The organism is Chromobacterium sp. S0633 (assembly GCF_024158805.1).
In the GTDB taxonomy this organism is placed as follows: domain Bacteria; phylum Pseudomonadota; class Gammaproteobacteria; order Burkholderiales; family Chromobacteriaceae; genus Chromobacterium.
On record NZ_JAMZGH010000017.1, the window covers coordinates 62,824 to 74,979 of the forward strand.

Annotated in this window: 10 protein-coding genes, 2 tRNA genes and 1 riboswitch; of the genes, 2 read left to right on the plus strand and 10 right to left on the minus strand. The window is 62.8% G+C overall.

The window, feature by feature from the left end:
- Nucleotides 1–186: 186 nt before the first annotated feature.
- The 7 genes from NK214_RS11580 to hppD form a co-directional block, all read right to left on the minus strand.
- A complete protein-coding gene (locus tag NK214_RS11580; protein WP_253314539.1) occupies nucleotides 187–1,080 on the minus strand; it encodes a LysR substrate-binding domain-containing protein in 894 nt (297 codons plus the stop codon).
- Between the two features lie 99 nt (nucleotides 1,081–1,179).
- Nucleotides 1,180–1,255: transfer RNA gene (locus NK214_RS11585), tRNA-Phe, on the minus strand.
- 26 nt (nucleotides 1,256–1,281) lie between these two features.
- Nucleotides 1,282–1,357, minus strand: a tRNA-Phe gene (locus NK214_RS11590).
- Between the two features lie 152 nt (nucleotides 1,358–1,509).
- A complete protein-coding gene (maiA, locus tag NK214_RS11595) occupies nucleotides 1,510–2,154 on the minus strand; it encodes a maleylacetoacetate isomerase (protein ID WP_253314540.1) in 645 nt (214 codons plus the stop codon).
- On the minus strand, nucleotides 2,147–3,130 hold the full coding sequence (locus NK214_RS11600; RefSeq protein WP_253314541.1) for a fumarylacetoacetate hydrolase family protein: 984 nt from the start codon (nucleotides 3,128–3,130) through the stop codon (nucleotides 2,147–2,149). Before NK214_RS11600 ends, maiA begins: the two co-directional genes overlap by 8 nt.
- 185 nt (nucleotides 3,131–3,315) lie before the next feature.
- Complete coding sequence (locus tag NK214_RS11605) at nucleotides 3,316–4,446, minus strand: homogentisate 1,2-dioxygenase (protein ID WP_253314542.1); 1,131 nt, start codon at nucleotides 4,444–4,446, stop codon at nucleotides 3,316–3,318.
- A gap of 58 nt (nucleotides 4,447–4,504) precedes the next feature.
- A complete protein-coding gene (gene hppD / locus NK214_RS11610) occupies nucleotides 4,505–5,578 on the minus strand; it encodes a 4-hydroxyphenylpyruvate dioxygenase (RefSeq protein ID WP_107800387.1) in 1,074 nt (357 codons plus the stop codon).
- A 483-nt stretch (nucleotides 5,579–6,061) separates the two neighbouring features.
- Here hppD and NK214_RS11615 point away from each other — a divergent pair, with 483 nt between their 5' ends.
- Nucleotides 6,062–6,547, plus strand: coding sequence for an Lrp/AsnC family transcriptional regulator (locus tag NK214_RS11615; RefSeq protein ID WP_107800388.1), 486 nt, complete (start codon nucleotides 6,062–6,064; stop codon nucleotides 6,545–6,547).
- 84 nt (nucleotides 6,548–6,631) lie between these two features.
- Here NK214_RS11615 and metF read toward each other — a convergent pair whose 3' ends face one another.
- Together metF and ahcY are read right to left on the minus strand one after the other, a co-directional pair.
- Entirely contained in the window at nucleotides 6,632–7,468 is an 837-nt protein-coding gene (gene metF, locus NK214_RS11620) for a methylenetetrahydrofolate reductase [NAD(P)H] (protein WP_107800389.1), read from the minus strand.
- 129 nt (nucleotides 7,469–7,597) lie between these two features.
- A complete protein-coding gene (gene ahcY / locus NK214_RS11625) occupies nucleotides 7,598–9,007 on the minus strand; it encodes an adenosylhomocysteinase (protein WP_253314543.1) in 1,410 nt (469 codons plus the stop codon).
- Nucleotides 9,008–9,069: 62 nt separating this feature from the next.
- Nucleotides 9,070–9,143, minus strand: a riboswitch (S-adenosyl-L-homocysteine riboswitch).
- A 79-nt stretch (nucleotides 9,144–9,222) separates the two neighbouring features.
- Between ahcY and NK214_RS11630 the strand changes: the two genes are divergently transcribed.
- A complete protein-coding gene (locus tag NK214_RS11630) occupies nucleotides 9,223–10,860 on the plus strand; it encodes a histidine kinase N-terminal 7TM domain-containing protein (RefSeq protein ID WP_253314544.1) in 1,638 nt (545 codons plus the stop codon).
- A gap of 61 nt (nucleotides 10,861–10,921) precedes the next feature.
- Here NK214_RS11630 and metK read toward each other — a convergent pair whose 3' ends face one another.
- Complete coding sequence (gene metK / locus NK214_RS11635; RefSeq protein ID WP_107800392.1) at nucleotides 10,922–12,091, minus strand: methionine adenosyltransferase; 1,170 nt, start codon at nucleotides 12,089–12,091, stop codon at nucleotides 10,922–10,924.
- Between the last annotated feature and the right edge of the window lie 65 nt (nucleotides 12,092–12,156).

The window sequence follows — 12,156 nt, forward strand, 5'->3', positions numbered from 1 at the left end:
CCCCTGGGGCGGCGGTTCTGATGCCGGCGCGGCTTGCAGGCAAGCCTGAGCTATTACCCAGGCCAAACCAGTGTCGGCGATAAACCCAAGCCGGGACAAACGATAGTTTTAGATAGATTTATGTTTTCAGCTCATCAATCAAGCCGTGTGATCGCCATCTTGCAGGCGTGAGGCCATCATCCGATGTCACCGCCGCATCACCGCCAGCGAGGCCAGCCAATCCGCGAACAATCTGGTGGCCGGCTTGGGCCGCCTCCGTTCCGGCAGCAACAAGTAAAAAGCGCCGCTCATCGTCACCTTGGCGTCCGACGCCATCACCAGCGCTCCGCTGGCCAGATAGCTGTCGATCAGATGCCCCCAGGCCAGCGCCACCCCCTGCCCGGCCAGCGCCGCCTGCACTGCCAAATGGTGGTTGGTCACGCTCAATTGTCTGGCGGCCGGCCTCCAGGCGATGCTTTGGGCGGCAAACCACTGCGGCCAGTTGAACCAGTCGCGCTGACCGCCATCCATGGTGATCAGCGTCTCGTCCAACAAGGCCGCTGGCTGGGCCGGACCGGCCGGCAAATAGCCCGGGCTGCAAACCGCGTACATGTGCTCATCGAACAAGGCCACCGCATCGGCGTCCTTGGGAGGCTGACGGAAATAGTAAACGCCGAGGTCGAATTCGAATGCCTGCAACTCTTGAATATTATCGTTGGCCAGAATGCGGATTGAGAGGTCAGGCTGAGCTTGGCGGAAGGCGGAGAGATTGGGCATGAGCCACAAGGAGGCGAGCGCGGTGGAACAGGCCACCGTCACCTGCTTGTCTTGCTGCCAATGCATCAGACTGGCGGTGGCGCCGGCCAATTGCTCCAGGGCGGAGCGGACTTCGCTCAGATATTGTTCGCCGGCCGGAGTCAATTCCACCTTGCGGGTGCCCCGCTGCAGCAACTTGCACCCCAGATAGTCTTCCAGTAACTGCAGCTGACGGCTGACCGCGCCTTGCGACAGATTCAGTTCACCGGCGGCCTGGGTAAAACTGGAGAGCCGGGCCACAGCTTCAAAAGCGATCAGGGTATAAAGAGGCGGCAGCGGTTTCATGGCCTCATTATGGCACGCCCCCCAAAACCGGCGACAGGACAGGCGTCCGGCGCCGCAATGCAAAAAGCCGAACTCAACGAGTTCGGCTTTTCAGGTATCTGGTGGCCAGTCGCGGAATCGAACCACGGACACGCGGATTTTCAATCCGCTGCTCTACCAACTGAGCTAACTGGCCGACGGGTGCTGAAGCTAAGGCGGTGATGGTGGCCAGTCGCGGAATCGAACCACGGACACGCGGATTTTCAATCCGCTGCTCTACCAACTGAGCTAACTGGCCATCACTGCTGCGCTGTCGCGCCGTCAGAGCCACGCATTTAATCAGAGGACGAATTCAGAGTCAAGGAATAATTGCAAAAAAACGAATAGCGGCGGCGCGGGAAAAGCAGGCGGGCGGGCCGTCTGAAACGACCGGCCCGCCGGATCAAAGACTTAGATCGCGTCCGGTTGACGGGATGGATGCGCGTCGGCGAAAGCCGGCAGTTGCTCCAGCGCGTCTGCAACGCGGACGATGTGCGGATACGCGCTCAGGTCCAGACCGAAACGCCGGGCGCTGAACACCTGCGGCAGCAGGCAGACATCGGCCAGCGTCGGCTGCTCGCCCGCCGCGTAACGGCTGGGCGATTCCGCCAGCGCTTGCTCCAGCGCGTCGAAGCCGGTGCGAATCCAGTGCCGTATCCACGCCGCCTTGCCCTCTTCGTCCTTGCCGTACTCGGTCTGCAGATACTTGCCGACTCGAGTGTTCTGCAAGGGATGGATGTCGGCGGCGATGGCCAGGGCCAGCGCGCGGACCCGCGCCCGCGCCGCCGGAGCGGACGGCAACAGCCGCGGCGTATCCGGATAGGCCTCGTCCAGGTATTCGCAGATCGCCAGGGACTGCGCGATCTTGACCCCGCCGTCGTCCAGCAGCGGCACCAGCCCCTGCGGATTGATGGCCAGATACTCGGGGCTGCGCTGCTCGCCCTTGAGCAGATTGACCGCTTGATAGCGGTAATCCAGCCCCTTGAGATTCAGCGCGATGCGCACCCGGTAAGCGGCGCTGGAACGGAAATAACCGTAGAGCACGCGCTCAACCATGTTTCACCACCGTCTGCTCGATGGCGCCGAAGACGCTGGCGCCGGCGGCGTCCTTCATCTCGATACGCACGCGGTCGCCCACTTTCATGAACGGAGTCGTCGGCGCGCCGTTCTCGATGGTTTCTATCATCCGTTGTTCCGCCAGGCAGCAGGAGCCGACGCTGCGGTCGTGATTGGACACGGTGCCGGAGCCGATGATGGAGCCGGCGGCCAGCTCGCGGGTCTTGGCCACGTGCGCCACCAGTTGCGGGAAGCTGAACTGCATTTCCACGCCGGCGTTGGGACGGCCGTAAGGCGCGCCGTTGTATTCCACCAGCAGCGGCAGGTGCGCCTTGCCGTCGCGCCAGGCGGCGCCCAGTTCGTCCGGGCTCACCGCCACCGGCGAGAAAGCCGTGGCCGGCTTGCTCTGGAAGAAGCCGAAGCCCTTGGCCAGCTCGTTGGGGATCAGATTGCGCAGGCTGACGTCGTTGACCAGCATCAGCAGGCGGATCTGGCCCGCGCAGGCGTCGGCGTCCGCGCCCAGCGGCACGTCGCCGGTGATCACCGCCACCTCGCCCTCGAAGTCCAGGCCCCAGGCCTCGTCGCGCAGCGGGATGGGCGCCAGCGGCGGCAGGAAGGCGTCGGAGCCGCCCTGGTACATCAGCGGGTCATGGTAAAAGCTGGCCGGCACCTCGGCGCCGCGCGCCTTGCGCACCAGCTCGACATGGTTCAGATAGGCGCTGCCGTCCGCCCATTGATAGGCGCGCGGCAGCGGGCTGTGGCAGCGCTGCGGCTCGAACGGGAAAGCGCCCGGCACCTCGCCCGCGTTCAGCGCGGAGTAGACTTCCTGCAGCCGCGGCGCCAGCGCGTCCCAGCCGTCCAGCGCCTGTTGCAGACTGGCGGCGATCTGCGGCACCGCCACCGCGCGGGACAGGTCGCGGCTGACGACCAACAACTGGCCGTCGCGGGTTTGATTCTGATATGTGGCGAGTTTCATCTTCTATTCTTTCTGCAGCTGGGCAGCTGAAATTCCAGTGATACGGGTATGACATGAAAGCTTCGTTTGAGGAGCATTTCGTCGCGAGCGGGCTGAGGTCGAAACGAGAAGCGCAGCGGTACAAATGGTACCGCGAGCATCACAGTTTCGAGATCAGCCTGCGCAGTAGAAATGAACTCAAACAATCAGGGCTTGGGTTTCCAGCTGTCCACATACTGGGTCCACTCCACCGCCGGCATCTGCGGCCCCTGCTCCAAGGCGTCCCGCGTGTCTATCATCACCGCCACTTCGTCGGTGAAGGTCTTGGGCTCCGTCATCGCCTTGGCGAAGGCCTTGGGATGCGGCCCGTGAGTGAAGCCCGCCGGGTGGAAGGTCAGCATGCCCGGCTTGATGTTGTCGCGGCTGAAGAAGTCGCCGGCGTGATAGAAGATCACTTCGTCGTAATCGTCGTTGTTGTGATAGAACGGGACCTTCAAAGCGCCGGGATCGGATTCGATCGGCCGCGGCACGAAGGTGCAGATCACAAAGCCGTCGGCGACGAAGGTAGTGTGCGCCGACGGCGGCAGATGGTAGCGATGGCTCATCAGCGGCCGGATGTCGCGCCAGTTGATGCGGGCGACGGAGTGGTTGCCGTGCCAGCCTATCGCGTCCAGCGGATTGAACGGGTAAGTCACGGTGGACAGCGCGCCGCGGCGCTTGATCACCACTTGCCACTCGTCCTCGGTCTGCTGCGCGCGGAAGGCGTCGTCGATGGACGGCACGTCCAGCATCGCCTCGTCGAAGATGGCGTGCGGTCCCACCAGGCCCTTGTCCGGCAATTGGTAGGCGCCGTTGCTGGCCTCGATCAACAGCATGGTGGTGGGCGCGGCCGGTTCGATGCGCCAGCTGGTGGAGCGCGGCATCAGGATGTAGTCGCCGTCGCGGTAGCTCAGGTGGCCGTAATCGCAGAACAGCTCGCCGCTGCCGGCGTGGATGAACAGCATGTCGTCGCCGTCGCCGTTGCGGAACAGCTGGGTCATCGCCTGATCCACGCTCCAGATGCGCAGCTTGCATTGGGCGTTGTGCAGCACCAGCGGCGCGGCCCAGGGCGCGGCGACGCTCTTGGGCAGTTCGTTCAGATCAAAGGCGCGCGGGCGCAACGGGCCTTCCCAGGCGCTCCAGCCGGTGGGCGGATGCTTGTGGTGCAAATGAGTGGCGGGACCGAAAAAACCGCTGCGGCCCACTTCGCGCTCATAGATGGCCGTGTCCGGGAAATCGGCGTGGGCCTGGCGCGAGACGGTGCCTTCGCGGTGGGGGTACTGAATCCATTTACGCATGGTGTGTCCTTCAATCCCGCCGCCTGGGCGGCGGGATGGCATCGATGAACTGCGGGCTTTAGATGACGCCGCGGCGGATCTGGTCCTCTTCGATCGACTCGAACAGGGCGCGGAAGTTGCCCTCGCCAAAGCCCTCGTTGCCCTTGCGCTGGATGATCTCGAAGAAGATCGGCCCGATCACGGTCTCGGTGAAGATCTGCAGCAGGATGCCGGCGCCGTCCACCGGCGCGCCGTCCACCAGGATGTGGTTTTTGTGCAGGCGCGCCAGGTCTTCGCCATGGCCCGGCACCCGCTCGTCCACTTTTTCATAATAGGTGTCCGGGGTGTCGAGGAAGCGGGTGCCGGCGGCTTTCAGCGTTTCCACGGTGCGGTAGATGTCGCGGGTGGTCAGCGCGATGTGCTGGATGCCCTCGCCGTGGTATTCGCGCAGGAATTCCTCGATCTGGCTCTTGTCGTCGGAGGATTCGTTGATCGGGATGCGGATTTTGCCGCAGGGGCTGGTCATCGCCTGGGACACCAGGCCGGTGAGCTTGCCCTCGATGTCGAAGTAACGGATTTCGCGGAAGTTGGCGATATCGGTGTAGAAACCCGCCCACTTGGCCATATTGCCGCGGAACACATTGTGGGTCAGGTGATCGATCTCATACAGGCCCACGCCTTGCGGATGCTGGTCTACGCCGTCCAACGGCTGGAAGTCCACGTCGTAGATGCTGTGTTCCGGACCGTAGCGATCGACGAAATACAGTGCCGAGCCGCCAATCCCCTCCACCGCAGGAATATTCAGCTCCATGAAGCCGATCGGGCGCTCGTACTTCTTGGCGCCGTGGGCCAGCGCGTATTCATAGGCCTTGGCCGCGTCCTTGACGCGCCACGCCATCGCACAAGCCGACGGGCCGTGCTCGTGGCCGAAATCGTTGGCCGGCTGCGACGACTCGCCGTTCAAGATGAAATTGATGTCGCCCTGGCGGAACAGGCTGACGTTCTTGCTGCGGTGGCGCGCCACTTCGCTGAAACCCAGCGACAGAAACAAGGCCTTCAGTTTGGCCAGGCCTTCGGCGCTGGGCGCGGTGTATTCGACAAATTCAAAGCCGTCGGTGGCCAGGGGGTTTTGCAGTATGGTTTCCATTTTCATCTGTTTCTCCTGTTGTAGATGAGTATGCGGCCGCTGGGCGGCGAGCGGAGCGTGGCGCCGCTCTGAACCGGCGACTTGATCTGGTATTCCGCGCAACAAGCTTGTTTATAAACAAGTAACAGTAGCTTTTGATGACATGTCTTGTGATAGTCTTGTCATGACATGTTGTAAAAAGCCCTGTGCAACGCATTTGGCTTCGCGTGGAAAAGTCGGAAGGGAAAAGACTGAATGAGGAGAAAGGCGCTTGCCGCGCGCTGGTTTGACTTGCCGCGACGAACGACAAGCTTCTCCTCAGAATGTGAATCTTATCTCCGCCGTCTTATTCACTCGACAAACCCCGGTGCTTTTTTAGCGCCGTGTGTAGAATGCGTTTTTAGGCTTTTTATTCTATGGAAACTACGGGGCAATTTTCTTGCTAAATACCAAGAAACCAGTAATAACTAAGTATAAAACACTAATATTTTGCCTCTTTTAGGAGAAAACATGCCAAGTCTTACATTAGATAAGACAGACTTGCGTATTCTGGCCGAACTGCAACACGACGGCCGCTTAACCAATGTGGAATTAGCAGAACGGGTGGCCCTGTCTCCATCCCCTTGCCTGCGTCGCCTAAAGCAGCTGGAGGAATCCGGCGTGATCCGCCAATACGTGGCGCTGCTGGACCCGGCCCGCATCGGCCTGGGCCTGCAAGCCTGGGTCAGAGTCACGCTGGAGAAACGCGGCAACGCGCATCTGCAAAGCTTCATCGAATCGGTGCAAAGCTGGCAGGAGGTCATCAATTGCTTTGCGATGACCGGCGAGATGGATTATCTGCTGCAGGTGTACTTCGAGGACATGGAGCACTTTTCGCGCTTCGTGATGGACGAGCTATTGCAACACCCCGGTGTCGCGGATGTGAAGTCCAGCTTCGTGCTCAAGGAGATCAAGCGGACCACCTCGCTGCCGCTCGGCCAGCTGCGTGGTCTTTAAGGCGGCGCGGCCCCGAGCCGCATACGGATTTGAAAAAGAACGGCCCGGAATACCGGGCCGTTTTGCATGGGAACGCGTCCCGATTCACAAACCTAGCCGCTGCCAAATGGTGGACACCAAACCGGCCTGATTCAGCGTGTAGAAGTGCAGACCCGGCGCGCCGTGCTGCAATAAGCGATCGCACAACTCGGTCACCACGTCCAGGCCCAGCGCGCGGATGGACGCGCTGTCGTCGTAATAGGCCTGCATGCGCTGGCGCAGCCAACGCGGCACTTCCGCGCCGCACATGTCGGAAAAACGACACAGTTGCCCGAAATTGGAGATCGGCATGATGCCCGGCACGATGGGAATATTCACTCCCCGGCCCTGAACCTCGTCGACGAAGCGGAAATAGGCGTCGGCGTTGAAAAAGTACTGGGTCATCGCCGAATTGGCTCCGGCGTGGACCTTGCGCACAAAGTTGCCGATGTCGTCCTCAGCCGAGCGCGCCTGCGGATGAAACTCCGGATAGGCGGCCACCTCGATGTGGAAATGGTCGCCGTGCTCGGCGCGAATGAATTCGACCAACTCGTTGGCGTAGCGGAATTCGCCGGCCGCCACCATGCCGGACGGGATGTCGCCGCGCAGCGCGACGATGTGGCGGATGCCGTTGTTGCGGTATTCCTTGAGGATGGCGCCGATATTCTCGCGAGTGGAGCCGATGCAGGACAGGTGCGGCGCGGCGGCGTGGCCTTCGCTGCGGATTTCCAGCACCGTCGCCAGCGTGCCGTCGCGGGTGGTGCCGCCGGCGCCGAAGGTGACGGAAAAGAACTGCGGCTTGAACTGGGCCAGCTGCTGGCGCGTGGTGCGCAGCTTGGCGATGCCTTCCGGCGTCTTGGGCGGAAAGAATTCGAAACTGAAGGTTCGGCTCTGTGCTGTCATGATCTCTCTGCATCTCCCTGCGGGAGACTCCTTTGTTTTTATAGGTTGGCCGCGATCCGCAACAGCGGACAAGAAAAAACGGACAGCACCATTCTAATAGCCCTGTCCGTTTTTCTATCGTTATAAAAATCAATAACGATAGTGATCCGGCTTATATGGACCTTGCTTGGGCACGCTGATGTAGGCGGCCTGTTCATCGGACAGCTCGGTCAGTCTGGCGCCGATGCGGCCCAGGTGCAGGCGCGCCACCTTCTCGTCCAGATGCTTGGGCAAGACATACACCTGTTTGCCGTATTGCAGGCCGTTGGCGAAGATTTCCACCTGAGCCAGCACCTGGTTGGTGAAGGAGTTGGACATCACGAAGCTGGGGTGGCCGGTGGCGCAACCCAGGTTGACCAGCCGGCCCTCGGCCAACAGGATCACTCGCTTGCCGTCAGGGAAAATGATGTGGTCCACCTGCGGCTTGATATTGTCCCACTGGTACTGGCGCAGACTGGCGACTTCGATCTCGCTATCGAAATGGCCGATATTGCAGACGATGGCGTTGTTGCGCATCTTCTTCATATGTTCGTGGGTGATCACGCCGACATTGCCGGTGGCGGTGACGAAGATGTCGGCCTGGTCGGCCACTTCGTCCATGCGCACCACGCGATAGCCTTCCATCGCCGCCTGCAACGCGCAGATCGGGTCCACTTCGGTCACCCACACCGTGGCGCCCAGGCCGCGCAAGCTCTGCACGCAGCCCTTGCCCACGTCGCCGTAGCCCAGCACCACCGCCACCTTGCCGGCCACCATCACGTCGGTGGCGCGCTTGATGCCGTCCACCAGCGATTCGCGGCAGCCGTAGAGGTTGTCGAACTTGGACTTGGTCACCGAGTCGTTGACGTTGAAGGCCGGGAACGGCAAACGCCCCTCCTTCTCCAGCTGATAGAGCCGGTGCACGCCGGTGGTGGTTTCCTCGGTCACGCCCTTGATGTGCTTGAGCCGCTTGGAATACCACTGCGGGTCTTTTTCCAGATAACGGGCGATGGCGGCGAACAGCGCGGTCTCTTCCTCGTTGGACGGGTGGCTGATCGCGCCGCGATCGCTTTCCGCCTTGCTGCCCAGCATCAGCAGCAAGGTGGCGTCGCCGCCGTCGTCCAGAATCATATTGGCGGGCTCCTGCTCCGGCCATTCGAAGATTTTGTGACTGAACTCCCAGTACTCGTCCAGGCTCTCGCCCTTGAAGGCGAATACCGGGATGCCGGCCGCGGCGATGGCGGCGGCGGCGTGGTCCTGGGTGGAGAAGATGTTGCAAGAGGCCCAGCGCACTTCCGCGCCCAGCGCCACCAGAGTCTCGATCAAGACCCCGGTCTGGATCGTCATGTGCAGACTGCCGGCGATGCGCGCGCCGCGCAGCGGCTGGCTGTGCCGGTGCTCATCGCGCAAGGCCATCAGGCCCGGCATTTCAGTTTCGGCAATCGCCAGTTCCTTGCGGCCCCAGGCGGACAGATTGATATCGGCAACATGAAAATCGGTGAAATCAGCCATCGCGAGCATTCCTTAGTTCACGCAGCCGGCCAGGATGCGGCTCACCCGCTCCCGTGCCCGGCACGGTTTTGATCAGGTGAGCGCCGTTGAAACGGGAGCGGCCCGAGCCTGGGGATGGATCATCCTCGCAGCGCCCCTCGGGCCGACCGGCCGCCGGCGGCGTGGACACGCGGACGGCGACGTTTCGATTATACCTATGCCGCTCGGAAAAGGTAGGAGTCTGCATGCCAAGAAGATACACTAGCCGCTTGCCGATTCATCCTCGCCCCATGACTTTCGACTTCACCCCGCTGGCCGCCCTGTCCGGGATCGCCGCGCTGATTTCCACCGCCATCGCCGCCATCGCCTGGTATCGCCGCCAGTTTCCCGGGGTGCGCTGGCTGGCGCTGCTGATGAGTTCGGTGGCGTTCTGGGCCGCCGGCGCGATGTGCGAGCTGTCCGCCGCCAGCCTGTCCGCCAAGATCGCCTGGTCCAAGCTGGAATACCTGGGCACGCTGAGCACCCCGGTGCTCTTCCTGCTGCTGGCGCTGGACTATAACCGCATCCAGCTGAGCCGGCGCTGGCTGGCGGCGCTGTTCGCCCTGCCCTTGCTCTGCCTGCTGCTGGCGTTCAGCAACGAAAGCCACCAATTGGTGTGGACCGGCTACCGGCCCAGCCCTTCCGGCTACAATCTGCTGATCTACGGGCACGGCCCGGCGTTCTGGATCGGCGTCGCCGGCTATTCCTACCTGATGATGCTGATCGGCTCGCTGATGCTGATCCGCGCGCTGCATTACTACCCGGCCCACTTCCGCGGACAATCCATCGTGCTGATGGCCAGCGCCTGCGCGCCCTGGCTGGGCAACATCCTTTACCTGAGCGGCGCCATGCCCTTGCAGGGCCTGGATCCGACGCCGCTCGCCTTCACCGTCACCGGCCTGGTGTTCGCGCTGGACCTGCTCTACCTGCGCCTGCTCTATCTGGTGCCGGTGGCGCGCGCGCGCTCCTTCGAAGCCATGGGCGACGGGGTGCTGGTGGTGGACGACGAGCTGCGCATCCTGGACCTCAATCCGGCCGCCGCGCGGCTGCTGGGCCGGCCCGGCCGTCAATTGCTGGGCCAGCCCTTGCCGGCGGACTGGCCGCGGGAGCAGATCCTGCGCGGCCGGGAGCAATCCCTGGAGCTGTCCTTGCAAGACGGCGCGCGCATCCTGGACCTGCGCGTGTATCCGATCGCCCAGCAGCCTCAGCCTCACTCCAGCCGTATGCTGGTGGCCCGCGACATCACCGAGCGGCGCCGGGCCGAGGAGGCGCTGCGCGGCGCCAATCAGACCTTGGCCCTGCGCATCGCCGAAATCGAAGCGCTGCAGGCGGCGCTGCGCGAGCAGGCCTTGCGCGATCCGCTGACCGGTTTGTACAACCGTCGCTATCTGGACGATACCTTCGCCCGCGAACTGAGCCGCGCGCGCAGCGAGGGCGCGCCGCTCAGCATCGCGCTGATCGATCTGGACGATTTCAAGCGCATCAACGACAGCTTCGGTCATTACTTCGGCGACGAGGTCTTGCGCCGTCTGTCCGCGCTGCTGGCCGAAGACGGCCGCGGCGGCGACATCCTCTGCCGCCTGGGCGGGGAGGAGTTTCTGGTGCTGATGCCCGGCTGCTCGCCGTCCCAGGCCTGGGAACGCGCCGAGCGCTGGCGGCAAGCCTTCGCCCGTCAGCCCCACGGCGCCGGCGACGACAGTTTCTGCGCCACCTTCTCCTGCGGTCTGGCCGCCTTCCCCGTGCACGCGGACAGCCCGGCCGCCCTGTACCAGGCCGCGGACCGGGCTTTGTACGCGGTCAAGGCCGGCGGCAAGAACGCCTGCCGCCTGAGCGCGGCCCTCTAACAAGACACAAAAAAACGCCTGTCCGTGGACAGGCGTTTCTTGGCGCGAAGCCGAGCGCGGTTTACAGACCGGCGTCGGCGCGCAGCGCCTCCACCTTGTCGGTGCGCTCCCAGCTGAATTCCGGCTCTTCGCGGCCGAAGTGGCCGTAAGCGGCGGTCTTGCTGTAGATCGGGCGCAACAGGTCCAGCATCTGGATGATGCCTTTCGGGCGCAGATCGAAATGCTTTTTCACCAGCTCGACGATCTTCTCGTTCGGAATCGAGTTGGTGCCGAAGGTGTCCACCGCGATCGAGGTCGGCTCGGCCACGCCGATGGCGTAGGAAACCTGGATCTGGCACTGGCGCGCCAGGCCGGCGGCGACGATGTTCTTCGCCACGTAGCGGCCGGCGTAGGCGGCGGAACGGTCCACTTTGGACGGATCCTTGCCGGAGAAAGCGCCGCCGCCGTGCGGCGCCGCGCCGCCGTAGGTGTCGACGATGATCTTGCGGCCGGTCAGACCGCAATCGCCCATCGGGCCGCCAATCACGAAGCGGCCGGTCGGGTTGATCAGGAATTTGGTTTCCGGCGTGATCATATCCGGCGGCAGCACCGGCTTGATGATGTCCTCGATCACCGCCTCGGTCAGCGTCTTGTGATCGATCTCCGGGGTATGCTGGGTGGACAGCACCACGGTGTCGATGCGCTTGGGCAGACCGGTGGCGCCGTCATAGACGCAAGTGATCTGGCTCTTGGCGTCCGGGCGCAGCCACGGCAGGCGGCCGTCCTTGCGCAACTCGGCCTGACGCTGCACCAGACGGTGCGCGTAGTAGATCGGGAACGGCATCAGCGTCGGGGTTTCGTCGCAGGCGTAGCCGAACATCAGGCCCTGGTCGCCGGCGCCCTGGTTCAGATCCAGGCCTTCGCCTTCGTTGACGCCCTGGGCGATGTCCTGCGACTGCTTGTCGTAGCAAGCCATCACCGCGCAACCGCGGAAATCGAAGCCCAGCGCGGAATCGTCGTAACCGATGCGCTTGATGGTTTCGCGGGCGATCTTGATGTAATCGATATTGGCACTGGTGGTGATTTCGCCGGCCAACACCACCAGGCCGGTGTTCACTAGGGTCTCGGCGGCGACGCGCGCGTGCTTGTCCTCGCGCAAGATGGCGTCGAGGATGGCGTCGGAGATCTGATCGGCGACTTTGTCCGGGTGTCCTTCCGACACCGACTCAGATGTAAACAGATATTCGCTCATTTATTATTCGTTCCCGAAAAATGCAAAACCTTGTGATGATAAAATAGGTCGCTTTAAGACCAAGA